The organism is Corallincola luteus, from assembly GCF_004336975.1.
Lineage (GTDB): Bacteria > Pseudomonadota > Gammaproteobacteria > Enterobacterales > Neiellaceae > Corallincola > Corallincola holothuriorum.
On the sequence record NZ_SJXE01000005.1, the window covers coordinates 197,531 to 224,195 of the forward strand.

At 47.9% G+C, this 26,665-nt stretch carries 22 protein-coding genes; 19 read left to right on the plus strand and 3 right to left on the minus strand.

The genetic code is table 11. From position 1 onward, the window contains the following. Positions 1–274 precede the first annotated feature (274 nt). Positions 275–1,657, plus strand: a complete 1,383-nt coding sequence (locus tag EZV61_RS12025) for a carbohydrate porin (protein ID WP_131415851.1) — start codon at positions 275–277, stop codon at positions 1,655–1,657. 154 nt (positions 1,658–1,811) lie between these two features. Continuing rightward, positions 1,812–2,879, plus strand: a complete 1,068-nt coding sequence (locus EZV61_RS12030; RefSeq protein ID WP_131415853.1) for a MalM family protein — start codon at positions 1,812–1,814, stop codon at positions 2,877–2,879. A 92-nt stretch (positions 2,880–2,971) separates the two neighbouring features. On the opposite strand, the gene dapD is transcribed toward EZV61_RS12030, so the two are convergent. Genes dapD through map form a run of 3 tightly spaced genes read right to left on the minus strand, consistent with a single transcriptional unit; the run spans position 2,972 to position 7,267 of the window. Further along, positions 2,972–3,796, minus strand: coding sequence for a 2,3,4,5-tetrahydropyridine-2,6-dicarboxylate N-succinyltransferase (gene dapD, locus EZV61_RS12035; RefSeq protein WP_131415855.1), 825 nt, complete (start codon positions 3,794–3,796; stop codon positions 2,972–2,974). A 30-nt stretch (positions 3,797–3,826) separates the two neighbouring features. Then, a complete protein-coding gene (gene glnD / locus EZV61_RS12040) occupies positions 3,827–6,454 on the minus strand; it encodes a [protein-PII] uridylyltransferase (RefSeq protein WP_131415857.1) in 2,628 nt (875 codons plus the stop codon). Between the two features lie 24 nt (positions 6,455–6,478). Beyond that, a complete protein-coding gene (gene map / locus EZV61_RS12045; protein ID WP_114338989.1) occupies positions 6,479–7,267 on the minus strand; it encodes a type I methionyl aminopeptidase in 789 nt (262 codons plus the stop codon). A 272-nt stretch (positions 7,268–7,539) separates the two neighbouring features. Between map and rpsB the strand changes: the two genes are divergently transcribed. From rpsB to accA, 17 genes are all read left to right on the plus strand, one after another. Further along, positions 7,540–8,271: a 30S ribosomal protein S2 gene (gene rpsB / locus EZV61_RS12050; protein WP_147271865.1), complete on the plus strand. Its 732-nt coding sequence runs from the start codon at positions 7,540–7,542 to the stop codon at positions 8,269–8,271. Positions 8,272–8,407: 136 nt separating this feature from the next. Next, on the plus strand, positions 8,408–9,289 hold the full coding sequence (tsf, locus tag EZV61_RS12055; RefSeq protein WP_114338991.1) for a translation elongation factor Ts: 882 nt from the start codon (positions 8,408–8,410) through the stop codon (positions 9,287–9,289). A gap of 65 nt (positions 9,290–9,354) precedes the next feature. Continuing rightward, the gene (gene pyrH, locus EZV61_RS12060; protein ID WP_114338992.1) at positions 9,355–10,101 is read left to right on the plus strand and encodes a UMP kinase; all 747 of its coding nucleotides are present in this window, start codon (positions 9,355–9,357) and stop codon (positions 10,099–10,101) included. 63 nt (positions 10,102–10,164) lie between these two features. Beyond that, positions 10,165–10,686: a ribosome recycling factor gene (frr, locus tag EZV61_RS12065; protein ID WP_407642952.1), complete on the plus strand. Its 522-nt coding sequence runs from the start codon at positions 10,165–10,167 to the stop codon at positions 10,684–10,686. 110 nt (positions 10,687–10,796) lie between these two features. Continuing rightward, complete coding sequence (locus EZV61_RS12070) at positions 10,797–11,570, plus strand: isoprenyl transferase (protein ID WP_114338994.1); 774 nt, start codon at positions 10,797–10,799, stop codon at positions 11,568–11,570. Positions 11,571–11,580: 10 nt separating this feature from the next. Next, on the plus strand, positions 11,581–12,447 hold the full coding sequence (locus tag EZV61_RS12075) for a phosphatidate cytidylyltransferase (protein WP_131415859.1): 867 nt from the start codon (positions 11,581–11,583) through the stop codon (positions 12,445–12,447). Next, positions 12,448–13,641 carry a 1-deoxy-D-xylulose-5-phosphate reductoisomerase gene (gene ispC, locus EZV61_RS12080; RefSeq protein ID WP_114338996.1) on the plus strand — a complete coding sequence of 398 codons (1,194 nt, stop codon included), beginning with the start codon at positions 12,448–12,450 and terminating at the stop codon, positions 13,639–13,641. 4 nt (positions 13,642–13,645) lie between these two features. Next, the gene (rseP, locus tag EZV61_RS12085; RefSeq protein WP_131415861.1) at positions 13,646–14,995 is read left to right on the plus strand and encodes a sigma E protease regulator RseP; all 1,350 of its coding nucleotides are present in this window, start codon (positions 13,646–13,648) and stop codon (positions 14,993–14,995) included. A gap of 48 nt (positions 14,996–15,043) precedes the next feature. After that, complete coding sequence (bamA, locus tag EZV61_RS12090; protein WP_131415863.1) at positions 15,044–17,527, plus strand: outer membrane protein assembly factor BamA; 2,484 nt, start codon at positions 15,044–15,046, stop codon at positions 17,525–17,527. Positions 17,528–17,603: 76 nt separating this feature from the next. Then, complete coding sequence (locus EZV61_RS12095) at positions 17,604–18,107, plus strand: OmpH/Skp family outer membrane protein (RefSeq protein WP_131415865.1); 504 nt, start codon at positions 17,604–17,606, stop codon at positions 18,105–18,107. Between the two features lie 8 nt (positions 18,108–18,115). Continuing rightward, positions 18,116–19,147 (plus strand): UDP-3-O-(3-hydroxymyristoyl)glucosamine N-acyltransferase, encoded by a 1,032-nt coding sequence (lpxD, locus tag EZV61_RS12100; RefSeq protein WP_131415867.1) that lies wholly within the window; start codon positions 18,116–18,118, stop codon positions 19,145–19,147. 55 nt (positions 19,148–19,202) lie between these two features. Continuing rightward, positions 19,203–19,637, plus strand: coding sequence for a 3-hydroxyacyl-ACP dehydratase FabZ (gene fabZ / locus EZV61_RS12105; RefSeq protein ID WP_114339001.1), 435 nt, complete (start codon positions 19,203–19,205; stop codon positions 19,635–19,637). A gap of 2 nt (positions 19,638–19,639) precedes the next feature. Next, positions 19,640–20,422: an acyl-ACP--UDP-N-acetylglucosamine O-acyltransferase gene (gene lpxA / locus EZV61_RS12110; RefSeq protein WP_131415869.1), complete on the plus strand. Its 783-nt coding sequence runs from the start codon at positions 19,640–19,642 to the stop codon at positions 20,420–20,422. Beyond that, positions 20,406–21,572, plus strand: coding sequence for a lipid-A-disaccharide synthase (gene lpxB / locus EZV61_RS12115; RefSeq protein WP_267897004.1), 1,167 nt, complete (start codon positions 20,406–20,408; stop codon positions 21,570–21,572). Before lpxA ends, lpxB begins: the two co-directional genes overlap by 17 nt. Before the next feature lie 2 nt (positions 21,573–21,574). Further along, complete coding sequence (gene rnhB / locus EZV61_RS12120) at positions 21,575–22,144, plus strand: ribonuclease HII (protein WP_131415871.1); 570 nt, start codon at positions 21,575–21,577, stop codon at positions 22,142–22,144. A gap of 12 nt (positions 22,145–22,156) precedes the next feature. Then, positions 22,157–25,636, plus strand: a complete 3,480-nt coding sequence (dnaE, locus tag EZV61_RS12125; RefSeq protein ID WP_131415873.1) for a DNA polymerase III subunit alpha — start codon at positions 22,157–22,159, stop codon at positions 25,634–25,636. A 51-nt stretch (positions 25,637–25,687) separates the two neighbouring features. Next, positions 25,688–26,644, plus strand: coding sequence for an acetyl-CoA carboxylase carboxyl transferase subunit alpha (gene accA / locus EZV61_RS12130; RefSeq protein WP_114339006.1), 957 nt, complete (start codon positions 25,688–25,690; stop codon positions 26,642–26,644). Positions 26,645–26,665: the final 21 nt, after the last annotated feature.

A 26,665-nucleotide genomic window follows, 5' to 3' on the forward strand; every position in this document is an offset into this window, starting at 1 on the left:
TTTAGAGCGAATGTTCAGTAACATTTTTCACTAAAGGTTCTATGCTTGTAACTATCTTGTGAAGAGAGTCACAGAAAAGTTGCAGGCTCGGGTTTAGCATCTCCCCTGACTTTTAACGCCGGGGGGTGATTAAAGTCAGGTAAGCAGCGAAAGGCACTTAGCTGAATACCGGAACGTTAACTAAATGAACACGAAGAGGTTCGTTAGCTAACGCTCCCAAGGGAATGTTGGTTTCTCAAATAACGAAGTAATAATCAAAAAAGGGATTAGTCAAATGGCTAAAATCAAAGCACTTCCAATCGCATTAGCGATCGCATCAGCACTGACTGCTGCTAGCGCTTCTGCAGTAGAATTCCACGGTTACATGCGTGCTGGTGTTGGCCAGAACGCTGATGGCGGTGGTCAGGTTTGTTACGGTAACGGTGGCCCTAGCGCGCACATGGTTGGTCGTTTAGGCGACGAATGTGATATGTACGCTGAATTGACTCTGGCTCAAGAAGTTTACAACCGTGACGGTAAAGTTTTTAAAGTACAGAGCACTGTAGCTTACGGTACTGACGAAACTGGTGACGTTCCTCAGATGGGCTCTCAGGGTAACAGCTGGCAGGCACAAGGCGGTGACGCTTCTTCTCCTTGGGAAGGCGGTCGTCTGTCTGTTCGTGAAATGTTCGCTTCTGCACAGGGCATCCTGGGCGATTCAACTGTTTGGATCGGTAAGCGTTTCGGTCAACGTAAAGACGTTCACCACCTTGATTTCTTCTACCTGATGAACTCAGGTACAGGTGCTGGTTTTGACGGTCTGACAGTTGGTCCTGGTAAGTTGTCTTTCAACTGGAGCCAAACTAACACTGCCGACGGTATGGCACCTGCATTCCCTGATTTCGATTGGGGTCTGGACGACAATAATGACGGCGTTCCTAACGACGACCAGAACGTTGTAAATGGCGATACCAAAAACTGGCATCGTACCAACAAGTTTGACGTTCGTTACTCTCTGCCTGTATTCGGTAGCCACAACTTAGAAGGTGTTCTGATCGTAGGTGACCCTACGCTGACTGACGCTCAAGAAGAAGCTGATGCTTATGACGAGACTGGTGTGTTGGCAATGATCGAACACACTATGCCTCTGATGGGTGGTTTCAACAAACTGTCATTCACCTACGGTACTAACGGTTTCGCTAACCTGCGTGACGGTTTCTGGGGCTTGAACTACGCAACTTGGTTGACTGGCGGTAACGATGACGCTGATCCAACTGGTTGGGCTATCTTGAACCACGGTGTTGTTAAGTTTGGTAAGAAAGTCGAAATGGCTTACTCAGTTATGCATACTGATGTTGATACTGACAACGGTAACGACTGGTTTGATGCCACTGCGACAGGTGTTGTAGTTCGTCCTATGTACAAGTGGAACGACACTATGAGCACTCAGCTGGAAATCGGTTATGACACTATTGATTACGATAACGAAGGCCACCAAGCGCGCATCCGTGGCGAAGACCTGACCAAAGTTACTTTGGCTCAAACTTGGTCTCCACTGCAAAACGGCGGTATCTGGGCTCGTCCACAGCTGCGTCTGTTCGTTAGTAACTACTCTGGCGACCGTGCTGTAGATGATGCTGAAACAATGGTTGGTGCTCAAGTTGAAGCATGGTGGTAAGCCACTTTAAGTTAGCTTAACAAAAGTTAACTTAAGCAATCATTGATCCCCCCTGCTGGCTGTTGCCAACAGGGGGGATTTTATTATATGGTCAGACAACTTTTTAGGCGGGCTTCCGTCAGAATAATTCTTAATACCTTCCTTGGATTTTTGCATGAAACGACGCGTTATCTATTTGTTTGCACTCGCACTGATCTCTTCTCCTGCGACCACATCTGCGGGTTTGTTCGGTGACTTTTTCACTGGTGGAGGTAATCCGTGGGAAGATATCGGCACGCCAGATGATGCCCTGTTTCAATTGCGCAACGGCGATGGTTGCTGCACACCGGTTAATCACCTCGAGTTAATTGCTTTGACGCCTGGCTATAATCAACGGCTAACGGTTAATACCCAGCGGCCTGTTGTTCAATTTAAAACAGGTAAAAGCTATGCGTTAGCATTTGCACTGCCTGTGACTATTGGCCCGTTCACCGTCGCAATTGATAGTTTTGCTCGAGAGTTTGTCTTTGCGCCTGCTGTTGTGACATTAGACCAAAATTACCGCCCTGTGCGGTTTGTGCGCCCCAACCAATTCAAATATCGCGAAGCGGGTATGATGACCGAGGATGCGTTGACTTATACCGTTAACTTTAATGGCAACGATCAAGAGCGTTTTCTTATTATTTTCACGACCAACGAAGCATTAAACGGCGCGACCCAATTGAAGCACCCGGAAAAAGCTCGTGCAGAGGCATTGAACTTAGCGGTTCCGCCACTGGAAGACCCGCTATCGTTGCACGCTGCGATAGGTGTATTGGACGTTAAAGTGAACTCAGGAGGCAGCGCTTCAGGTTTTTCCATTGGTCATGAGGGTGACAGTGTCGATGCATTTTTTAATGATATGTTCGCTCCCACCACGCCAGATGAGCTAAATCCGGCAATGGCTCCGGAGCAGGCTGCGGTGATGGCGGCTAAGGTACCTGATAAGTCACCCACGCCAGGTTTAGATCCTACTGTGACCACTCCAAGCGCTGCGCCAGGTGGCACTGTGAATGCCGTTGTCGCACCGCGCGGAGGGATCAGCATGATGCCTGAGACTGAAGCGCTATATAACGAATTAATAGCAAATGCGGTCAGCAGTAACGAGATCGATAAAGCGATGCGTCTGGTCGAAGAAGCGGAACGAGCGGGCTCTGCTACTGCGCGCTCCACGTTTATCTCTGCGGTAAAACAGTTGCAGTGATGATTGTTGTTGCACAAAAAAGCCGGCGATAATGCCGGCTTTTTTGTTCTAATTAATCTGCCGTAGATGGCAAGTAAGAAGTAATACCAGTTTTACTCAGCACTACGAAGCAGGGCATTGATCCCTACTTTAGAACGCGTTTTTGCATCAACCTTCTTCACGATGATCGCCGCATAAAGGCTGTAGTTACCGCATTTAGAAGGCAGGCTACCACTAACAACAACCGAGCCAGCAGGGACTCGACCATAATGGACTTCACCTGTTTCACGGTCGAAAATACGTGTGCTTTGGCCGATAAATACGCCCATTGAAATCACTGAGCCCTCTTCGACAATCACGCCTTCAACTACCTCTGAGCGAGCGCCGATAAAGCAGTTGTCCTCGATGATGGTAGGATTAGCCTGTAGTGGCTCTAATACGCCACCGATGCCAACGCCGCCTGACAGGTGTACATTCTTACCAATTTGCGCACAGGAGCCGACAGTGGCCCAAGTATCAACCATGGTGCCTTCGCCAACATAAGCGCCGATGTTGACATAGGAGGGCATTAATACGGCGTCATTCGCGATAAACGCACCCTTACGTACGGCTGCAGGTGGGACGACGCGGGCGCCATCACGCTTAAAATCCTCTTCCGAGTAGTTTTCGTACTTCATTGGGACTTTGTCGAAGTACTTACTTTCAGCCCCTTCAACTACGGCGTTGTCATTGATGCGGAAATAGAGCAGTACCGCTTTTTTTAGCCACTGGTGGACAACCCATTCGTTAGCGATCTTTTCTGCGACGCGAGCTTTGCCGCTATCAATCAGCTCGATGGCAGCGATGATTGCTTCTTTGACTTTAGGCTCTACGGTTGATGGCGTGATAGTTTCACGCTGCTCAAATGCCGCTTCAATAATGCCTTGTAGTTCAGTCATTCATTTTCTCCGGTAAAAACAAAGTTAACGTTAATCTATTGTTTGGTTGATTTGAGCTTCCAGTGCATGTTGAAGCTCAATTCGTGCTGTTTCTTCTAAACCGCCACCGACTGAGTTGGTGAGGATGAAAAAGTCCTCTGCTCGCTCACCAATGGTGGTAATTTTTGCTGCTTGCAAATAGACATCATGGGTCTCAAATATATCCCCAATGGTGGCGAGTAACCCTGGGTAGTCTAGGGCGACCAGTTCCAACATCGTCCGGCTATGGTCTTCGACATTAAGAAATTTCACCTTGGTAGCCACTGAAAAGTGACGCATCTGCGTCGGTGGTCGACGGGTCGCTTCTCGATCAGTCGCTGGAGATGTCAAGGAGCTGAGCAGTTCGCGCTTTATCTCCTCTACGCGGTGAGGTGCCGTCAGTGGTTCACCGTCCTGCTCTAATACCACGAAGCTATCTAAAGTATGATCGTCTCGGGTACTTTGGATCTGCGCATCATGGACGTTGAGGCCTTTTCGATCTAGCACGCCAACTGTTTTGGCAAATAGCCCAGGACAGTCTTTGGTATAGATAAATATCTCAGTGCCACCACGGGTCATCTGTTTGCTGATAAGTATCAAGGGTTCGTCTGATTGATGGTTAATTATTTCTCGGCCATGCCAGGCAATTTGCTCCGGCGTATGGCGTAGGAAATAGTCATCGAAGAAACGAGATAACAGTAGTTCCACTTGCTCCAAAGGGAATCGCTTTAATAATGCTTTTTCTGCATCAGCTCTGATATTCGCTACCTGTTCAGATGGATCGTAGTCCAACTCCATACCGTTTCTAAACAGTGATTGGGTAGCAAAGTAGAGTTCACGCAGCAATGCGGCTTTCCAAGTGTTCCAAAGATTGTCGTTGGTGGCGCAGATATCAGCCACGGTGAGGCAGTATAAGAAGTCTAGACGCTTTTCGTCACCCACCTTTTCTGCAAACTCTTTGACTACATCAGGATCGTAGATATCTCGCTTCTGTGCGGTGACAGACATCAGCAAGTGGCTTTTAACCAGCCAAGCGACGATTTCTGAATCTTGTTGATTAAAGCCATGCTGCTTACAGAATGCTAAGGCATCCACCGCACCTAATACTGAGTGATCGCCGCCGCGGCCTTTGCCTATATCGTGAAATAGTCCGGCAAGAAACAGCAGTTCAGGTTTACGCATTTTGCGTAATAGCTCACCACAAAGTGGGAAGTTTTGTTCTGCTCTTGGCCTTAGGAAATGATAAGTATTCTGTAATAGGCGATAAGTATGTTCGTCAACAGTGTAGGCGTGGAACAGGTCAAATTGCATCTGACCGACAATCTGCTGCCATAACGGAAAGTAGAGCGCGAGCATTGAGTGCTTATGCATACGGCTCACCGGCCGTCCCATACCACGAGGGTGCTTTAATAACTGCACGAAAAGTCGACGGTATTGTGGGTGATCCACCATGTAGCCCTGGAAGTTACGGCGTGATATTCGCAACTGACGTATGGTTTCTGCATTGATCCCTTTGATGGCAGGATCATCCGCTATATGAAGAAATAGCTCCAGCATTGCTTCCGGCCGGCGCTCAAAGACTTTTTCATCGATGATCTCCAGCATTTCGCCACGACGCTGAAAATCATCATCGATGGGATAGAGCTTGGCTTTGTTATTTGACCCCAATATCTCTTGGTCAAACAGCTGCATGAGCATGTCGTTCAGTTCACGCACACGACGAATGGTTTGATAGAACCGCTTCATCATCTTTTCAACTGCGGCGCTACCGTCGTCGCAATAACCAAGCGCGGCAGCTATCTGGGGCTGATGTTCAAACAGTAGACGGTTTTCGGAACGTTCAGTTTCTACATGGAGGATAAAGCGAACTTGCCAGAGAAACGTCTGGCATTCGATTAACTCTTGATGCTCTTCCTCGGTGAGAAAGTTGTGGGAGATCAGCTCTTGCAGGCTATTGGCATTAAAGTGGCTTTTGGCTACCCAACCGATGGTTTGAATATCACGCAACCCACCAGGGTTACTTTTGATATTCGGCTCAAGGTTGTAGCCAGTGTCATGAAACTGCTCATGACGGGTTTGTTGCTCGGCCAATTTTGCCTGGTAAAGCTCACTTGACGGCCAAAAGCGTTTGGACTGCACCGCATCTTGCAGTTTATCGAACGGCGTTGCAGCGCCACAGATCAATCGTGATTCCAGCAGATTAGTGCCAATGGTAATGTCGTTTTTACCCAGCTGAAGACACTCTTTAACTGAACGTACCGCTTGACCTACCTCTAAACGTATATCCCACAACCAGGTGATAAATTCGCTAATCTGACTCTTGGCGCTGTCAGGTACTTGGCGTTTGGCTAAAACCAATATATCAACATCAGATTGCGGGTGTAGTTCACCTCGGCCATAGCCTCCGACAGCGACCAGACTAAGATCTTTTATTTCGTTTAAGCCACAGCGTTGCCATAAACTGCTCAGTAAGGCATCAACAAAAGTTGCACGATGATGTACTAACGTTGTGACTGGTAAGCCGGATTGATATTGGGCTCGTAACCAGTTAAGAAAATCACTATTAGCGGTGCGGTAATCCGTGACTTTGCCGTCAATCGTTAACTCTTCGATTGCGTTGAGGATCTGCTGCAACTCCATTAATACTCCGTAGCTCAACGTTGGTTAGTCGTGCGAGATGACTCGGTCAATCGTATCGCAATCACGTAGGGTCATAATTTCACAGCCATTTTCTGTCACCAGCAAGGTGTGTTCCCACTGCGCGGAGAGGCTACGATCTTTGGTGATGGCGGTCCAACCATCTTTCATCAATTTCGAGTGGGGTTTACCAGCATTGATCATAGGCTCAATGGTGAAACACATACCCGCTTTAAGTTGCTCACCGGTTCCTTTTCGGCCGTAATGAAGCACCTGTGGCTCTTCGTGGAACTCTCTGCCAATACCGTGACCGCAGTACTCTTTGACCACTGAGTAGCCATGTTTTTCCGCGTGTTGCTGGATGACAAAACCGATGTCGCCCAAATACGCGCCAGGTTTGACCAACTCGATACCTTTATACAAGCATTCCTGGGTTACACGGATTAATCTTTCCGCGAGGATTGAAGGCTTACCGACAACAAACATTTTACTTGTGTCGCCATGGTAGCCGTCTTTTATCACTGTGATGTCGATATTAACTATATCACCATCCTTGAGTTGCTTGTCTGAAGGGATGCCATGACAAATAACGTGATTTACAGAGGTGCAAATGGATTTTGGAAAACCGTGATAATTGAGTGGGGCAGGGATGGCGTTCTGCACATCAACGATATAATCGTGGCAGATCTGGTTTAGTTCATCAGTAGTAACGCCCTTTTTTACATAGGGGCCTATCATCTCCAGTACATCCGCAGCAAGGCGACCGGCGATCCGCATTTTTTCAATGTCGGCCGGTGTTTTAATCACAATACTCATCGTCTGCCCATTTACACTTCATTATTTAAGGAGCGGCAGTATAACAAACTGTAATCAGAGCGTCTTGCTATGCAAACTGATGAATTACGACATTTTCAGTGCTGGAGAATTGCTCGTGGGGGGGTGAATGTGGTATAAAGCGCGCCGAAATCCGTATCACAATTGTTTGTGATACAAACTACCACACACACATTCCGTCACATGCTTCGGGGTGCCTGAAAAGGTCGATTGCATGGGGGATGTGGAGGCTTAACCCCATAGAGGAAATTAAAATGCCTAACGTATCTATGCGTGACATGCTCCAAGCTGGTGTCCACTTCGGTCACCAAACCCGTTACTGGAACCCAAAAATGAAGCCTTTCATTTTCGGTGCTCGTAACAAGGTTCACATCATTAACCTGGAACACACTGTACCTATGTTCAATGAAGCGCTGGCTTTCATCAGCAATGCTGCTTCTAAGAAAGGTAAAGTATTGTTCGTCGGTACTAAGCGCGCAGCCAGCGTTGCAGTGAAAGAAGCTGCTCAGCGTTGTGGCCAGTTCTATGTTGATCACCGCTGGTTAGGCGGTATGTTGACTAACTGGAAAACTGTTCGTCAGTCAATCAAACGCCTTAAAGATCTGGAAACCCAGAGCCAAGACGGCACTTTTGACAAGTTGACCAAGAAAGAGGCGCTGATGCGTACTCGCGAAATGGAAAAGCTTGAAAAGAGCCTTGGTGGTATTAAAGATATGGCTGGATTGCCAGACGTGCTGTTCGTTATTGATGCAGAGCACGAACACATTGCAATTAAGGAAGCCAACAACTTAGGTATTCCTGTAGTTGCTGTTGTTGATACCAACTCTAGCCCTGACGGTGTTGATTACATCGTTCCTGGTAACGACGATGCGATCCGCGCAGTGGGTCTGTATCTTAATGCTGCGGCTGATGCCGTTGTAGAAGGTCGTTCACAAGGCGCTACTGGTGTCGAAGGCGACGGCTTCGTAGAAGAAGCTGTAGAGTAAATAGGGTTTTATTAATCACCCCTTTTACTTACCGCTAAGGTAATGAAACGCTGAAAAGGGGCCAGGTTAAGGCCCCTTTCTTCTAAACTTTACTGGATAATTTTGGCCGGAATACCGGCATGGCGAGGATTGACAGATGGCAGCAGTTACAGCAGCTCTGGTAAAAGAACTTCGCGAGCGCACAGGCGCTGGCATGATGGATTGTAAAAAGGCGTTGGTAGCAGCCGACGGCGATATCGAAAAAGCGATCGAAGAGATGCGCAAATCTGGTCAGGCGAAAGCAGCTAAGAAAGCTGGTCGTGTGGCTGCAGAAGGTATCATCTTGGCGAAAAGCGCCGGTGATAAAGCCGTAATGATCGAGTTGAACAGCGAAACAGATTTCGTTGCCCGCGACGAAAACTTCTTGGCATTTGGCGAGAAGCTGATCAGCTTGGCTCTGGACAACAAGACCGCTTCACTTGAAGCGCTGCTGGCTTGTGAGATGGATGGTGTGGCATTGGATACTGCCCGCACGAACCTGATCACTAAGATTGGCGAGAACATCAACATCCGTCGTGTTGCCTTGCTTGAAGGTGCCGATGTTGTTGCTAGCTACATTCACGGCGCACGTATTGGTGTTCTGGTTGCGGCAAATGGCGCTGATGAAGCATTGGCGAAAGATATCGCTATGCATGTTGCGGCAAGCAACCCTCAGTTCCTTAAGCCTGAAGATGTATCTGCTGACGTTGTTGAAAAAGAGAAGCAGATCCAGATTGAGATCGCTATGAACAGCGGTAAGCCAGCCGAAATCGCTGAGAAAATGGTGATGGGCCGGATGAAGAAATTCACCGGTGAAATCAGCCTGACAGGTCAGCCTTTCGTTAAAGATCCTTCAACTTCAGTCGGTGGCTTACTGAAGTCTGCTAACGCTGACGTGACTAACTTTGTTCGTTTTGAAGTTGGTGAAGGTATCGAGAAAGCGGAAGATGATTTCGCGGCTGAAGTGCAAGCACAAGTTGCCGCTGCACAAAAAGCTTAACTCGTTGTAAGATAAGGCAGCCAACTGGCTGCCTTTTTTCCGTCCTTAATTAGTCCGAGAGTACTATGAGTATCAATCCGAAGCCTGCTTATCGTCGAATTTTGTTAAAGCTTAGTGGTGAAGCCCTGATGGGGGATGAGGAGTTTGGCATCGATCCGAAGGTGTTGGGACGTATGGCTCACGAGATTAAAGAGCTGGTTGAGCTTGGTGTGCAAGTGGGGCTGGTGATTGGTGGCGGAAACCTGTTTCGTGGACAGAAGCTATCCGAAGCAGGAATGAACCGAGTAGTGGGCGACCACATGGGTATGTTAGCGACGGTGATGAACGGACTCGCTATGCGTGATGCCCTGCATCGTGCCTATGTGAACGCGCGCTTAATGTCTGCAATCCCTCTCAATGGGGTTTGTGACAGTTACAACTGGACTGAAGCGATCAGCTTGTTGAAGTCTGGTCGTGTGGTTATCTTCTCTGCAGGAACGGGTAATCCGTTTTTTACCACTGACTCTGCTGCTTGCTTGCGTGGTATCGAAATTGAAGCTGATGTCGTGCTGAAGGCTACTAAAGTTGAAGGTGTCTATTCTGCAGATCCTGTCAAAGATCCTTCTGCCACGCTGTATTCACATTTAAGCTACGATGAAGTGTTGGATCGTGAACTGAAAGTGATGGATCTGTCGGCGTTCACTTTGGCTCGTGACCATAATATTCCTATCCGCGTTTTCAATATGAATAAGCCTGGAGCATTACGCTCTGTGATCATGGGTGAGAGCGAAGGCACTCTGATCAGCAAAACGCCTAGCCAAGAAGATAAATAGAATCGAATTACAACGGAGAAAAATCCAGTGATCAACGATATTAAAAAAGATGCTAAGACCCGTATGGAAAAAAGCATTGAATCGCTGAAAGGACAAATGGCCAAGATCCGTACCGGACGTGCCCACCCAAGCCTGCTTGATACTATTATGGTGCCTTATTACGGCGCACCGACACCACTTAAGCAGCTTGCCAATGTGATCGTTGAAGATTCCCGTACTCTTGCATTGACCGTCTTTGATAAGTCATTAGCTGGTGCGGTTGAAAAGGCGATTATGAGTTCTGATTTGGGGTTGAATCCAAATTCAGCAGGCACTGTGATCCGTATTCCAATGCCGCCTTTGACCGAAGAGCGTCGTAAAGATTTAATCAAAGTGGTACGTGCTGAAGCTGAAGCAGCACGTGTTGCGGTGCGAAATATTCGTCGTGATGCAAACAGTGATCTTAAAGAGCTTCTTAAAGAGAAAGAGATCTCTGAAGATGAAGATCGTAAAGGCCATGACGAAGTTCAGAAAATCACCGATACTTTTGTTAAGCAAGTTGATGAGCTGCTTAAAGCAAAAGAGCAGGAATTGATGGCGTTTTAATACGTCACCTTGTCGGTGGTTCTTTGTTCTAGGAAAACGCTGTGTCATCCAACGGCACGGCGTTTTCTATATGTTTCAACAGTTATCTGTTAGGAAGAGTGCAGGTCTGGATGTCAGAGGAAAACCCTTTCGCCAACTGTGTTGAACGATTACCAAAGCATATTGCCATCATCATGGATGGTAATGGTCGTTGGGCACAGCAGAGGAAAAAGCCAAGGATTCTCGGACATCGTGCGGGCGTTGCAGCCGTGCGCGAGACTGTTCGTTTGGCGACAAAGTGGCAAATAAAGGCCGTGACGCTTTATGCGTTCAGCAGTGAGAACTGGCGTCGGCCGGATACTGAAGTCAGTTTGCTAATGGAGTTGTTCCTCAGTGTCTTGCAGCGAGAAGCAAAGCGCTTGCATAAGAACAATGTTCGTTTACGTATCATTGGTGATGTCAGTCGGTTCAGTGATCGTTTGCAGGAGCGCATTGCCGCAGCCGAAAGCTTAACCCAGGATAATGACGGCCTGACACTAAATATAGCGGCGAATTATGGTGGACGTTGGGACGTTATCCAGTCAGTGCAGAAGCTTGCACAGTCTTTACAGGTGGGTAGCCTTAAGCCTGAAGATATCACTGAAGAGATGCTCTCTGAGAATCTTACAACGGCGCAGCAGGGTGATCCTGACTTGATGATTCGTACCGGTGGTGATTGTCGTATTAGTAATTTCCTTGTTTGGCAAATGGCATACGCGGAAATGTATTTCACCGAAGAACTTTGGCCCGATTTTGGTCAAGCGCTGTTTGAAGATGCGATCAATACTTTCCTTGGGCGAGAGCGCCGCTTTGGCTGTACCGGCGAACAGGTGAAGTCTGTTGTCGGCGATACAGAAGATAAATAAGAGGTGATGCTTGCTTAAGCAACGAATAGTGACAGCGTTAGGACTTTTACTTGTAGCCTTGGGTGCGCTGTTTTTTCTGTCTGCCAATGGTCTAGCACTCGCCATGGCGCTAGTTGTTTGGATTGCAGGTTGGGAGTGGTCGCGGTTATGTGGACTGGTAACTAAGCCATCCCGTTTTGTTCTGGCCACTGCGCTATTTAGCTGTTTTGGGGGCTTACTTTGGCTGATCCCGCCTACTAGTCTAGAAACCCTTACAGCTTTAACAAGCCTATTGATATGGGTGCTAGGTCTCGGTTGTGCGTGGTGGGTGTTGGCTGTCATATTGGTGTTCACATTTCCCGCTAGTGCCGCTGTTTGGCAAAACAGTTCCATTTTGAAAGTATTCGCAGGGCTATTGACCTTGTTGCCTTTTGCCGTTGGTGTTCTTTTACTGCGCAGCGCTCATGCATCCTCTTTAGGTATCTATTACGGGGCAGAACTGTTACTTACGGTATTAGCCATGGTGTGGGCTGCTGACTCTGGGGCTTATTTCGCCGGTAAACGATTCGGCAAGCGGAAACTGATGCCGAAAGTGAGTCCTGGTAAAACCATCGAGGGTCTGTTGGGAGGCCTTTGTGCTGCTTCGATTGTCGCATTGGTTGGCGCTTGGTTACTTAATATCGAACCTGCCGACTGGGGCTTTTTTGTCTTAGCCAGCGTGTTAAGTGTATTAGCTTCAGTGTTCGGTGATCTGACGGAAAGCATGTTTAAGCGTCAGGCGGGGGTAAAAGACTCCGGGCGTATCTTACCTGGGCATGGCGGTATTCTTGACCGTATTGATAGTTTAACCGCTGCACTGCCGGTATTTGCTCTCTGCTATTGGTTGTGGATCGTTTAAATGCAAACTGTCTCTATATTGGGAGCGACTGGCTCCATTGGTGACAGTACGCTGGACGTTATCCGTCGTAATCCTGAACGTTTTACTGTTTATGCATTAACGGCGGGAAAAAACGTCACTCGTTTGGTCCAGCTGTGCCTTGAGTTCCGTCCCCGTTTTGCCGTGGTTGCCAGTCAGGCGTCATATAGCGAGTTAAAACTTGCACTAAAAAATGCGGGGTTAGAAACTACTCCGTTAGCAGGAAGTGATGCCTTAATTGATGTCGCATCTGCAGATGATGTTGATACCGTAATGGCTGCCATTGTAGGTGCTGCTGGCCTTATGCCAACATTGGCTGCGGTTAAAGCAGGCAAGAAGGTGTTACTTGCCAATAAAGAAGCGCTGGTCATGTCTGGTGAGCTGTTTATTGATGCAGTAAAGAACCATAAAGCCACGCTACTGCCTATCGATAGTGAACATAACGCAATTTTTCAGTGCCTTCCTGCATCGGTTCAACAGCAAAGCTCACAAACTTCGTTGTGTAATAACGGCATAGCCAAGATCCTTTTAACTGGTAGCGGTGGTCCATTTTTAAATACACCATTGTCAGAATTGCCTGCAATGACGCCGGAGCAGGCGTGCAAACATCCGAACTGGGATATGGGGCGCAAGATCTCCGTTGACTCAGCCACCATGATGAACAAGGGCTTAGAGTTTATAGAAGCCAAATGGTTGTTTAACGCCAAGCCTGCAGATATCAATGTAGTGATCCATCCGCAAAGTGTTATCCATTCTATGGTGCAGTATGTAGATGGCTCTGTAATCGCGCAGCTAGGCAATCCAGACATGAGAACGCCGATCGCTCATGCGATGGCTTTTCCTGAACGGATCGAAAGCGGAGTGGCGCCATTGGATTTTGCGTCGATGGTCGATTTCTCATTTGTCCCGCCTGACTATGCCAGATTCCCTTGCCTCAAGTTAGCTATCGATGCCTGTAATGCAGGGCAATGGGCCTGCACAGCGCTCAATGCAGCCAATGAAGTGGCAGTTGATGCATTTCTTGAGAGGTCGATCAGGTTTACTGATATATCCGCGGTGAACCATCGTGTACTTGATGGGGTCTTACCACAGCAATTAAATAGTTTGGAACAGGTTGTCGAGCTAGATAAAATGGCACGAATGCTGGCCAAGCAATACCTGACAGAGAGCCAATAGTTCTATGTTCGACATATTATGGAATATATGTGCCTTCATTTTCGCGTTAGGCATTCTCATCACTTTTCACGAGTATGGTCACTTCTGGGTTGCTCGTCGTTGTGGGGTGAAAGTACTGAAGTTCTCGATAGGCTTTGGTAAACCCTTGTGGAGCAAAGTCAGCAAGAGTGGCACTGAGTATGTTTTGGCTGCTATCCCACTAGGCGGCTATGTGCGTATGTTAGATGGTCGTGTTGATGATGTGCCTAGTGAGCAAAAGCATCTAGCGTTTGATAGCAAACCTGTCAGCCAGCGGATCGCGATTGTATCTGCTGGCCCGTTAGCCAATTTCGTGTTCGCTATCTTAGCCTATTGGCTGATGTTTGGTATTGGTGTACCCAGTGTTAAGCCCGTTATCGGCGAGGTGATGCCAGAATCGATCGCTGCAGAAGCGGGTTTTGAACCGGGAATGCAAATAACCGAAATTGCGGGTCGACAAACGTTAGATTGGGAAGAGGTTAGCCTCGCGTTAGTCGCTCATATCGGCAATGAAACTATTCCTATTAAACTAAACTCTGCTTCGTCCGGCATTAGCCACAAATCATTGGATATCAGAACGTGGCAATTCGATCCTGATCAGCAACCTTTATTGAGCTCTTTAGGTATCAAGCCGTTTTTCCCCACTGTGACGTTGGAGCTAGCGCATGTTGAAGAGACTGGCGCTGGTGCACAAGGAGGTCTAGAGGTTGGCGATCTTGTGATTGCTGCTGATAGTGAGCTAATTGAAAGCTGGCCTCAACTTGCTTCGATTATTGCCGTGCATGGTGGTGAAGAGCTCATCGTGGATGTGATGCGTGACGGTGCGCCGGTGACCTTGGTATTAGTGCCCTCAGAGAAGGCGTCTGGAGATGGCAGTATTGGCTACTTAGGCATTGCTCCTCGGGTAGATGAATGGCCGGACGAGTACCGCTTTGAAATGCAATACAGTTTTGTTGATGCCTTTGTGAAAGGCGTCGAGAAAACAGGACAACTTATTGTGCTCAGCATTGATATGATCGGCAAACTCCTTACCGGTGACGTGTCAGTTAAGAATTTGAGCGGCCCCATATCTATTGCGCAAGGTGCAGGTAGCAGCGCGGGTTATGGCTTGGTGTATTTTCTCGGGTTCTTGGCACTGATTAGTGTTAATTTAGGGGTGATTAATTTACTGCCCTTACCAGTGCTCGACGGTGGACATTTAGTTTATTACATTGTCGAGCTTGTACGTGGTAAACCAGTATCAGAACGCATTCAGGAAGTCGGGTTTCGTGTTGGCTCAGTATTGTTATTGGTCATCATGGGGATTGCCATTTTTAATGATGTGGCCCGTCTGTAGAAAATTTAGAATTATAAGAAGTATTCGAGCAAAAATAGAATGATATCAATGGGCTTTCGTAAAGCACTGGCGGCTATTTGTCTGTTGAGTGTGTCTTGGTTTAGTGTCGCGTCAACGGCTTTCGTTGTTGAAGATATCCAGATAGAAGGATTACAACGGGTAGCGTTAGGTGCGGCACTGCTGCATGTACCTCTCCGGGTCGGCGATGAAGTGACCCCGTTAGGCGTGGCTCAGCTTATTAAAGCACTTAATAAGTCCGGTCATTTTGAATCTATCGAAGTGCTGCGTGACGGTAATATTCTGCTTGTCCGTGTGTCAGAGCGTCCGACTATCAGTAACATCGTATTTAGTGGTAATGAAGACATTCCTGATGAACAACTGCAGGAAAGCTTGGCAGGCAATGGGATTAAAGTAGGGGAACCGCTCGATCGCAGTATCATTGCGAATGTCGAGAAAGGGTTAGAAGATTTCTATTTTGGGGTGGGTAAGTATACCGCCAAAGTTGATGTTTTTGTCACGCCGTTGCCTCGCAACCGTGTCGACTTGAAAATTGTTTTTAATGAGGGTGATGCAGCAAAAATTCAGCAGATTAATATCGTGGGTAATAGGGTTTTCCCAGAGCCTGAATTACGCGATCTTTTTGAGCTGACTGATCATGTACCTTGGTGGGACTTCTTTGGCTCTCAGCGTTATGAGAAACAGCGCTTAAGTGGTGACTTAGAAAACCTGACGAGCTATTACCGTGATCGTGGTTACATCCGATTTAATGTGGATTCTACTCAAGTATCTCTAACACCAGATAAAAAAGCCGTATATGTGACAATTAATGTCAACGAAGGCGAGATTTACACCATTTCCGATGTAAAAGTTGCTGGTAATTTGGTGGGCAAAGATGAGCTGATTCGAGCGCTGATCCCAGTTAAGTCGGGCAGTCAATATAGCGCTGCAGAAATTACCTACGCAGAAGAGAGTATCAGCCGGTACCTTGGCCGATTTGGCTACGCCTACCCGAAAGTCAGTACTTACCCTGAAGTAGATGATGTTGATAAAAGCGTGAAGATTACCGTGCATGTTGAACCCGGTGCGCGTATTTACGTTCGGCGGATAAATTTCTCCGGGAACCACGTCACTAAAGATGAAGTGTTACGCCGGGAGATGCGTCAAATGGAAGGCGCTTGGCTATCAGAGTCATCACTTGAGCAGTCAAAAGCGCGTTTAAACCGCCTGGGATTTTTTGCCGACCCTAGTTATGACGTCGTGCGGATCCCCGGCTCAGAAGATCAAGTTGATGTTGATTGGAAAGTGTCTGAGCAACAGACCGGTTCTTTCAACGCCGGTGTGGGGTATGGTACTGGCAGCGGTATTAGTCTTCAGGGGGGGATCTCACAGAACAACTTTATGGGAACGGGTAACAGTCTGTCTCTTAATTTAAGTAAAAATACATATTCTAATAGAGTGGATCTTTCATACAATGATCCTTACTTTACGGTAGATGGCGTGTCGTTAGGCGGACGGATCTTTTATAGTACTTTTGATGCGGGCGACGCTAACCTTGTTAACTATAATAATGATTCTTATGGCTTAAGTACTAGCCTCGGCTTTCCGCTAAATGAGTATGATCGCTTTAGTATTGGTGCTGGTTATCGTCATAATGAGCTGTCGAATCTGGACCCCTATGATCAGATCCAGCAATTCTTCCGGATCTATTCCGATATCGATGATCCAGATGCAAAACTGGAGTTTGATACATTTGATCTCAATGCTTCTTGGTCACGAAATAAACTTAACCGTGGACTGTTTCCCTCCTCTGGTTACAAGCATACAGTTAACGGTAAGGTCACAACGCCCCACAGTAGCGATTTGCAGTATTTTAAGCTGAATTATGAAAGTCGTTGGTACTTTCCGTTGACCCAACAGCAAGACTTCAGCTTCATGGTGAAAACCAATCTCGGTTACGGTAACGGTTATGGTGATAAAGATGGCAATGACCAGATATTGCCGTTTTGGGAAAATTTCCGTGGCGGTGGCTCCGGCACCTTACGCGGCTTTCGCTCCAACAGTATCGGTCCCCGTGGTGTGATCCGTTTCCCTGATCCTGAGAATATTCCTGGTTCACCAAACCCTGGTGGGGGCAGCGATTCTATTTTGCCTGGACCTGAAGATGACCTTATTACTGTTAGTGGTAATTCACTCGGTGGTAATGCATTGGCTGTTGCTACCTTGGAGCTATTTGTTCCTACCCCATTTTTAGATGAGTCCTATGACAACTCTGTTCGTTCGAGTTTCTTCGTCGATGCGGGTAATGTCTGGGATACTGAGTTTGATTATGGCAGCTACAGCGACCTGTCTCCTTCTGAGTACGATAAATTGTCTGACTATTCTGATTATAATCGCTTTAGGGTGTCAGCAGGCATCTCAGTGCAATGGGTTTCCCCGATGGGGCCAATGGTATTCAGCCTAGCTAAAGCAATTAAAGAATATGATGGCGATGAAACAGAAGTTTTCTCGTTTAATGTGGGTCAAACATTTTAGTCTCTGGTGTCCATACACTCTGAGTGCTAGATTTACAGGCTGATGGAAGCCTATTAATACTATAAAGGAGCATCCTTTGAAAAAGTTGGTTTTTGCTGCATTGGCGGCGTTCGCTTTGATTTCTAACATGGCCGTAGCAGCTGATACTGTGGCCTATGTCAATATGCCTCGTGTATTACAAGAGATGCCGCAGAAAGATGAGATTGGCAATATCCTTAAACGTGAATTTGCTGACCGCGTTGAGGAGTTAAAGCGTTTAGAAGGTGAGATGCAGGGTATTGTTCAAAAGGCACAAAAAGATGGTGCTTTGATGGGCGAAAATGAGCAGATTGCTTTAGAACGCCAACTGGAAGGTTTGAAGTCTCAGTATGAATTGAAGAAAAAGGCGCTGGAGGAAGATAATCGCCGCCGCCAAGCTGATGAACGGAATAAGCTTTTGCTACAAGTTCAGGATGCCATAAATAAGGTCGCTAAAGCAGAAGGCCTGGCAATGGTGTTTAACACCAATGCCTTAGTTTATGCTGCAGACAACACTGATATCACAGATAAAGTGATTGCTGAGCTGGCAAAAACTAAATAGGGATCGCTATGCCGACGTTTACTTTATCTGAGCTTGCTGAGCATCTAGGTGCGAAACTTATTGGCGATGGTACGGTTGAAGTTGAATCGGTCGCATCTTTAGACAGTGCAGGCGACCGTCAGGTCGCTTTTTTAACTAATCCCAAATATAAAGAGCAGTTGCAGGCTTGCTCCGCTAGTGCGGTGATAGTTGCACCCGCGGTAGCTGAACTATGCCCGACCAACGCAATTGTGATGGCTAACCCTTATTTGGGTTATGCGAAGGCCGCACAGCTTCTAGATACCTCACCAGAGCCTTCTCAAGGAATTCATCCTACAGCCGTGTTGGATGACGTGACGTTGGGGCAGGGGGTCTCTGTTGGCGCATATACCGTCATCGAGCCGGGTAGCATCATTGCTGATGGTGCAAGAATCGGCGCCAATTGCTATATAGGCCACTGCAGCCAGATCGGTGCTGAAACCCGTATATTCAGCAATGTCGTTATGTATCATCGCACCCATACTGGTGTTGCTTGTCGTATTCACAGTGGCGCAGTGATCGGGGCTGATGGTTTTGGCTATGCTAATGATGCGGGCAACTGGGTGCGTATTCCCCAGACCGGTCAGGTGATACTTGGTGATAATGTTGAGATTGGTGCCTGTACTACCGTGGATCGCGGAGCATTGGAGAATACCGTGATCCATTCTGGCGTTATTATTGATGATCACTGCCATGTTGCTCATAACGTTGTTATGGGCGAAAGAACGGCGGTTGCGGGGGCGACAACTTTTGCTGGCAGCGTCACTGTAGGCAAACAGTGCGTCATAGGCGGTGCATCGGTGATCAATGGTCATATCGAAATTGCTGACAATGTGCACTATTCTGGAATGAGTATGGTGATGCGTGGAGCCAAAGAACCTGGCGTCTATAGCTCCGGTGTGATCACGCTACCTAATAAAGAGTGGCGTAAAAACGCTGCGCGTTTTCCTAAGCTAGATGAAATGTATCGCCGTATTAAAGTATTAGAAGACGAGCTCAACGCACTGAAGCGTGAAGATTAATCTGTTCTATCATTTTTAAACATTTGAGGAGTTCCCCTTGTCTGAATCAAAGGCAATGGATATTCAGGATATCCTGGATCATCTACCCCATCGGTATCCTTTTCTACTGATTGATCGTGTGTTGGATTATGAAGCCGGCAAGTGGTTACATGCGATTAAGAATGTCACTTATAACGAGAACTTCTTTCCGGGGCACTTTCCTAAGAAGCCTGTTTTTCCTGGCGTATTGATTTTGGAAGCGATGGCTCAGGCGACTGGTATCTTGGGTTACAAGTCTGCTGCCGACAAGCCAAATGAGAATACCATTTACTATTTTGCCTCCTGCGATAATGCTCGATTTAAACGCCCTGTCGTACCTGGTGACACTGTTCACTTGGAAGTGGAATTACTGAAAGCTCGTCGTGGCATGGCGAAATTTGATTGTGTGGCGAAAGTTGATGGTCACATTGTCTGTTCTGCTGAAATTATGTGTGCGATACGCGAGGCATAATTGTGATTGATGCATCTGCCAATATTCATCCTACTGCATTGGTCGAGTCTGGTGCAGTCATTGGTGCCAATGTAGAGGTTGGCCCTTTTACTTATATTGCTGCCAATGTGACGGTTGGAGAAGGCAGTTGGATTGGATCCCATGTGGTCATCAAGGGACCCACGAGGATTGGCGCACGGAATAAAATTTTTCAGTTCGCCTCAGTCGGTGAGGATTGCCAAGATAAGAAGTACGCTGGCGAGCCGACCGAACTGGTGATGGGGGATGATAACGTTGTTCGTGAATGTGTCACTATCCATCGAGGAACGGTGCAGGATAAAGGGGTTACCCGGATAGCCAATCGTTGTCTGTTTATGGCGTATGTGCATATTGGTCATGACTGTGTTGTGGGTGATGATGTCATTTTGGCAAACAACGTAACTTTGGCTGGCCACGTTCAAATCGGTAATCATGCTATCGTTGGCGGTCTATCTGCATTTCATCAGTTTGTTAAGGTCGGTGACCACGCGTTTATTGCTGGTGCCTCAGCTGTGCATAAAGATGTGCCAACCTATGTTATGGCAAGAGGCGATAATGCCCATGGTATTAATGTTGAAGGGCTTAAGCGGCGCGGCTTTTCCAAAGAGGCTATTACCCTTATTCGTAGGGCATATAAAGTTATATACCGTCAAAATCTGACTTTGGAAGAAGCAAAGCCAAAACTTTTTGAGATGGCCGATGAATGCGCTGAAATAAGTCCTTTAGCAGAGTTTGTCATGGGCAGTGAACGTGGCATCGTCCGATAGCACTGCTGTACTCTCTTCACCTGTTATCGCCATTGTCGCCGGAGAGATGTCCGGCGACATTCTTGGTGCAGGGCTAATCACTGAATTAAGAAAGCGTTGTCCTAACGCTAAGTTTGTTGGCATTGGCGGCCCCAAAATGCTCGCTGCGGGTTTTGAAACCTGGTTTCCGATGGAGACCTTGTCTGTCATGGGCCTGTTTGAAGTGATTAAACATTTGCCCGAACTGCTTAGGGTTCGCCGCCAGCTGTTAACTCGCCTATATGACCTTTCTCCCGATATATTTATTGGCATTGATGCGCCTGACTTTAACCTTGGAGTTGAAAAGCGCTTAAAGGCTAAAGGAATAAAGACAGTTCATTATGTCAGTCCATCTGTGTGGGCTTGGCGTCCCAAACGTATTTTCAAAATAGATAAGGCGACGGATCTTGTACTGTCGCTTTTGCCATTTGAAAAGGCGTTTTATGATAGACACCATGTGGCGTGTGAGTTTGTTGGTCATCCGCTAGCAGATGAGATCCCGTTGAACAGTGATAAATCCCAGGCTAGGCAAGTGCTTTCATTACCTGCTGAGGGGCTATACCTAGCGGTGTTACCTGGCAGTCGTGGTGGAGAGATGGAAAAACTGCTGCCTACGTTTATCGAAACTGCACTACGGCTAAAGAAGAGCCTACCCGATTTAACCTGTTTAATGCCCCTCGCCAATGAAGCCCGCAAAGCTCAATATCATGAGATCGTTGCACAGTATCCTGGTGCCGAGGGCCTGTTTGCCTGCTTTGATGGGCAGTCCCGTGAAGTGATGGCGGCAGCTGACACCATTTTGTTGGCGTCAGGTACAGCGGCATTGGAAGCGATGCTGGTTAATCGTCCTATGGTTGTCGCGTATAAAGTCAGTGAAATGACCTATTGGTTAGCGAGAAAACTGGTCAAAGTGAATTATGTTTCTTTACCCAATTTACTGGCTGACGCGCCCTTAGTGCCAGAGTTGTTACAGCACGATGCTACGCCAGAAAAACTTTATCAGACTTTGCATCAATTGCTCAGTAGCGACAGCTCTGATATGACCCAACAATTTGAGTCACTGCACCTCGCTCTGCGGCAGGGGGCGAGCGCTAGTGCTGCCGCCGCTGTTATTAACGTAATGGGATCATAAGAATGCTGATAGCTGGTGTCGATGAAGTAGGCCGAGGCCCCTTGATTGGTGATGTGGTAACCGCGGCAGTGATCCTCGATCCGCAGCAGCCTATTGCAGGGCTTAATGATTCAAAGAAGTTGTCGGAAAAAAAGCGCGAACTCTTGTTTGACGAGATCATCAATAAAGCCATTTGCTATGCCGTTGGCAGAGCGTCAGTGGCTGAGATTGACGAGCTCAACATTTTGCACGCCACCATGCTTGCCATGCAACGAGCTGTTTCAGGGTTAACTATTCAGCCTGAGATGGCGTTAATTGACGGGAACCGTTGCCCAGAGTTAAGCGTTCCTGCTCGCGCTGTGGTCGGTGGTGATGGCTTGGAGGCTTGTATCAGTGCTGCCTCCATAGTCGCTAAAGTGACTCGGGATCGAGAGATGCTGTTGCTGGATAAAAAGTATCCTGACTATGCTATTGCCCAACATAAAGGTTACCCCACCAAACTGCACCTTGAGCGCATCGAGTTGCATGGCGTCACTCCCGAGCATCGACGTAGCTTTAAGCCTGTGAAACGCATTCTGGCGTTATCCGAATAATAGAGACGCTATATGTCTACTGATCCGAAATTTGTTCATCTTCGCGTCCACAGTGATTTCTCCATGTGTGATGGTTTGAAGAAAATTGGCCCCATTATCAGCCGGGTTAAAGAACTCGGCATGCCAGCCGTTGCGATCACAGATCAGATGAATCTCTGCGGTTTGGTGCGATTTTATGGCAACAGCCAAGGTAACGCGATTAAGCCAATTATTGGGGCCGACTTTTGGGTTCAAGTGCCGGGATTTGAGGATGAGCTTTGCCGGTTAACCGTGCTATGTGCCGATAATGACGGCTATAAAAATCTGACACTTCTGATCTCTAAGGCCTATCAGCGGGGTCATATTCAAGATCGTGCCGTGATAGATCGTGATTGGTTGGTGGAACATGCGGCAGGTTTAATCATTTTGTCGGGTGCGCGGGAAGGGGACGTAGGGAAGGCATTGCTTAAGGGCAACGAACCGCAGGCCCTAGCGTGTCTCGAGTTCTATCAAAAATATTTTCCGAATAGTTACTTCTTAGAGTTGGTGCGCACCGGGCGTCCCCATGAAGAAAGCTATCTACATATGGCTGTGGCTTTGGCGCAACAGGCCGATGTCCCCGTCGTGGCAACGAATGATGTGGTGTTTTTAGAGCCTGAGCAATTCGAAGCGCACGAAGTGCGGGTGGCTATTTATGATGGTTTTGCCTTAGAGGACCCGCGTCGTCCAAAACGCTATAGCGAGCAGCAATACCTGCGCAGCGAAGCGGAGATGTGTGACCTGTTCAGCGATGTTCCTGAGGCGTTGACGAACAGTGTTGAGATCGCCAAGCGTTGCAATGTAACCGTCCGGTTAGGGGAATATTTTCTACCCAATTTTCCAACTGGCGATCTCACCACCGAAGATTACCTGGTCAAAGTATCGGAAGAGGGATTAGAGGAGCGCCTTGAGTTTCTTTTTCCTGATGAGAAAGAGCGTGCGGAAAAGCGTCCCGAATATGATGAACGTCTAGATATCGAGCTTGGCGTGATTAATCAGATGGGCTTTCCTGGTTACTTCCTTATCGTTGCCGAGTTTATTCAGTGGAGTAAAGACAATAATATCCCAGTAGGCCCCGGGCGAGGCTCTGGTGCCGGCTCACTTGTCGCTTACGCCCTTAAAATTACCGACCTCGATCCACTAGAATTTGATCTGCTATTCGAACGCTTTCTTAACCCTGAACGGGTATCGATGCCTGACTTTGACGTCGATTTTTGTATGGATCGCCGTGATGAAGTGATCGATCACGTTGCCGAGCTGTATGGTCGCCAAGCGGTATCACAGATTATTACCTTCGGTACCATGGCTGCGAAAGCCTCTATCCGTGATGTGGGGCGGGTACTGGGGCATCCTTACGGCTTTGTCGATCGGATCTCGAAATTGGTTCCTGGTGATCCGGGGATGACTTTGGCCAAGGCATTTGAAGTTGAGCCCAAGTTACCTGAGATCTACGCCGCAGATGACGATGTTCGTGAACTGATTGATATGGCACGGATCCTCGAAGGGGTGACGCGTAACGCTGGTAAACATGCTGGGGGCGTGGTGATCGCGCCCACCACCATTACTGACTTTTCTCCACTGTACTGTGATGATGAAGGTAAAAACCCTGTCACCCAGTTCGATAAAAATGATGTTGAAACCGCAGGCTTGGTTAAGTTCGACTTCCTGGGGTTACGGACGCTGACCATTATCCAGTGGGCACTGGATATGGTGAATGATACTCGCGCCAAGCAAGATCTGCCGCCAGTACGTATTGAATCGATCCCGTTAGATGATCCTGCCAGCTTTAAGACGCTGTTGAGGCATGAAACCACCGCGGTATTCCAGTTGGAATCCCGCGGCATGAAGGATCTCATTAAACGTCTAAAACCTGACTGTTTTGAAGATATGATCGCCTTGGTGGCATTGTTTCGACCCGGGCCGTTGCAGTCAGGCATGGTAGATAACTTTATTGATCGTAAGCTGGGTAATGAGGAGTTGTCCTACCCGGATGCTAAGTACCAACACGAATCGCTAATACCGATCCTACAGCCCACATACGGCATTATTCTGTATCAGGAACAGGTGATGCAGATCGCCCAGGTGTTGGCCGGTTATAGCCTCGGTGGCGCGGATCTATTGCGTCGAGCCATGGGTAAGAAAAAGCCGGAAGAGATGGCGAAGCAGCGTTCGACCTTTGAAAGTGGCGCTGCGGACAATGGCATCGATCCTGATCTGGCGATGAAGATCTTCGATTTGGTGGAAAAGTTCGCCGGATACGGATTTAATAAATCGCACTCAGCCGCCTACGCTTTAGTGTCTTATCAAACCTTGTGGATGAAAACCCACTACCCGTCGGAGTTTATGGCCGCGGTGATGTCGGCGGATATGGATAACACCGACAAAATTGTTACCTTGGTTGATGAGGTCAGTCGCATGAAGCTGACCATGCGTCCGCCCGATGTGAATGCGGGGCAATACCGTTTTAGTGTCGATGAAGCGGGCGCTATCATCTACGGTATCGGCGCTGTGAAAGGCGTGGGTGAGGGACCGATTGAGGCGATTATTGAAGCTCGGGAAGAGGGCGGTCCATTCAAAGACCTGTTCGATTTCTGTGCTCGTATTGATCTGAAGAGGATCAACCGTCGGATCCTGGAAAAGTTGATTAAATCGGGAGCGATGGACAATCTCGGACCGCACCGGGCGGCATTGATGGCTACTTTACCTGATGCTATGAAAGCTGCGGATCAGCATCATAAGGCCCAATCTCAAGGGCAAGACGACTTGTTTGGGTTATTGGCCAGTGCCGATGAACATGTGACTCAACATTTTGTCAGTGCACCGAAATGGCCAGAAGAAGTATGGCTTGAAGGTGAGCGCGAGACTCTGGGACTTTATCTTACTGGTCACCCAATCAACCGTTACTTGAAAGAGCTTAAGAGGTTCACTTCTGGCCGCTTGGCCGACTTGCGCCCTACTGGGCGCGGTAAAACGGTAACGACTGCCGGTTTGGTGCTTGGCGTACGGGTGATGATGACTAAAAAAGGCACTCGTATGGGGTTACTCACCTTAGACGATCGCAGTGCCAGACTGGAAGTGATGCTGTTTTCTGAAGCCTTCGAACGCTATCAGGAGCAATTGGAAAAAGACCGGATCCTAGTCGTCGAGGGAGAGGTCAGCTTTGATGACTTCTCCGGCGGCCTTAGAATGACCGTCCGCGATTTGATGGATATCTCTGAAGCCAGAGAAAAATACGCCAAAAACTTGTTATTAAAAGTGAAACAAGCACAATTGGAAGGATCCGGAAAAAATCGTTTGCAGCAGATTTTACAACAACATTGGCAAGGTGTTTGTCCTGTCAGTGTTCAATATGTCCGTGATGAAGCTGAGGCTACACTCACATTGGGCACGCAATGGCGGGTTACCCCCTGCGATAAATTGCTATATGAATTAAGAGAAATGCTCGGCGAAGAACAGGTTGAGCTGGAATTTTAATCGTCGCATCCTATATTTCGAGGGTGTGGCCGACTTGCGGTAGCGAATGCAATGAGCTTGAATTTTTTAGATTTTGAACAGCCGATCGTTGAACTTGAAGCGCAGATTGATGAATTACAACTTGTGGCTAAAGGCACCGAGGTTGATATCAGTCTCGAGGAAGAGATCAATCGCCTGCGCCAAAAACGCGATGATTTGACGAAAAAGATCTTTTCTGGCTTAGGCCCATGGCAGGTTTCACAATTAGCCCGTCATCCTATGCGCCCTTACACTTTGGATTATATTCCACTGTTATTTACTGAGTTCGACGAGCAGGCTGGGGATCGTGCATTTGCTGATGATCCGGCTATTGTTTGTGGCACAGCACGCCTCGATGGCCAACCCGTGGTAGTGATTGGTCATCAGAAAGGGCGTGAGACCAAAGAGAAGGTGCGCCGCAACTTTGGTATGCCTAAGCCTGAGGGCTATCGTAAGGCGCTGCGCCTGATGGAGCAGGCTGAGCGTTTCAATATGCCGATTATTACCTTTATCGACACCCCTGGGGCATACCCCGGTGTCGGCGCAGAGGAGCGTGGTCAAAGTGAAGCGATTGCCCGTAATCTGAAGGTGATGGCAGGACTTAAGGTGCCGATTATCTGTACCGTGATTGGTGAAGGTGGCTCAGGTGGCGCGCTGGCTATTGGTGTGGGCGACCGGGTTAATATGTTGCAAAACAGTACTTACTCAGTGATTTCGCCAGAAGGTTGTGCTTCGATTCTGTGGAAGAGTGCAGATAAGGCACCTAATGCCGCTGAAGCCATGGGGATCACAGCTTCCCGTCTGCATGAGTTGAAACTTGTAGACGCGGTGCTAGAAGAGCCGATGGGCGGCGCTCATCGCCATACGGATAAGATGGCCGAAACGATGAAAGCGAAATTACTCTCTGATCTGGCAGCGCTCAAGGGGCTAACGACAGAGCAACTGCTTGAGCAGCGTTATCAGCGTTTGATGGGCTACGGTTACTGTTAACCCCACGAAATTGATGAGCAA

Bases quoted from the DNA above. Each gene is read 5' to 3' on its own strand.
- EZV61_RS12025 (WP_131415851.1), top strand. From the start codon at position 275: ATGGCTAAAATCAAAGCACTTCCAATCGCATTAGCGATCGCATCAGCA.
- EZV61_RS12030 (WP_131415853.1), top strand. From the start codon at position 1,812: ATGAAACGACGCGTTATCTATTTGTTTGCACTCGCACTGATCTCTTCT.
- dapD (WP_131415855.1), bottom strand. From the start codon at position 3,796: ATGACTGAACTACAAGGCATTATTGAAGCGGCATTTGAGCAGCGTGAA.
- glnD (WP_131415857.1), bottom strand. From the start codon at position 6,454: ATGGAGTTGCAGCAGATCCTCAACGCAATCGAAGAGTTAACGATTGAC.
- map (WP_114338989.1), bottom strand. From the start codon at position 7,267: ATGAGTATTGTGATTAAAACACCGGCCGACATTGAAAAAATGCGGATC.
- rpsB (WP_147271865.1), top strand. From the start codon at position 7,540: ATGCCTAACGTATCTATGCGTGACATGCTCCAAGCTGGTGTCCACTTC.
- tsf (WP_114338991.1), top strand. From the start codon at position 8,408: ATGGCAGCAGTTACAGCAGCTCTGGTAAAAGAACTTCGCGAGCGCACA.
- pyrH (WP_114338992.1), top strand. From the start codon at position 9,355: ATGAGTATCAATCCGAAGCCTGCTTATCGTCGAATTTTGTTAAAGCTT.
- frr (WP_407642952.1), top strand. From the start codon at position 10,165: ATGGAAAAAAGCATTGAATCGCTGAAAGGACAAATGGCCAAGATCCGT.
- EZV61_RS12070 (WP_114338994.1), top strand. From the start codon at position 10,797: ATGTCAGAGGAAAACCCTTTCGCCAACTGTGTTGAACGATTACCAAAG.
- ispC (WP_114338996.1), top strand. From the start codon at position 12,448: ATGCAAACTGTCTCTATATTGGGAGCGACTGGCTCCATTGGTGACAGT.
- rseP (WP_131415861.1), top strand. From the start codon at position 13,646: ATGTTCGACATATTATGGAATATATGTGCCTTCATTTTCGCGTTAGGC.
- bamA (WP_131415863.1), top strand. From the start codon at position 15,044: ATGGGCTTTCGTAAAGCACTGGCGGCTATTTGTCTGTTGAGTGTGTCT.
- lpxD (WP_131415867.1), top strand. From the start codon at position 18,116: ATGCCGACGTTTACTTTATCTGAGCTTGCTGAGCATCTAGGTGCGAAA.
- fabZ (WP_114339001.1), top strand. From the start codon at position 19,203: ATGGATATTCAGGATATCCTGGATCATCTACCCCATCGGTATCCTTTT.
- rnhB (WP_131415871.1), top strand. From the start codon at position 21,575: ATGCTGATAGCTGGTGTCGATGAAGTAGGCCGAGGCCCCTTGATTGGT.
- dnaE (WP_131415873.1), top strand. From the start codon at position 22,157: ATGTCTACTGATCCGAAATTTGTTCATCTTCGCGTCCACAGTGATTTC.
- accA (WP_114339006.1), top strand. From the start codon at position 25,688: ATGAGCTTGAATTTTTTAGATTTTGAACAGCCGATCGTTGAACTTGAA.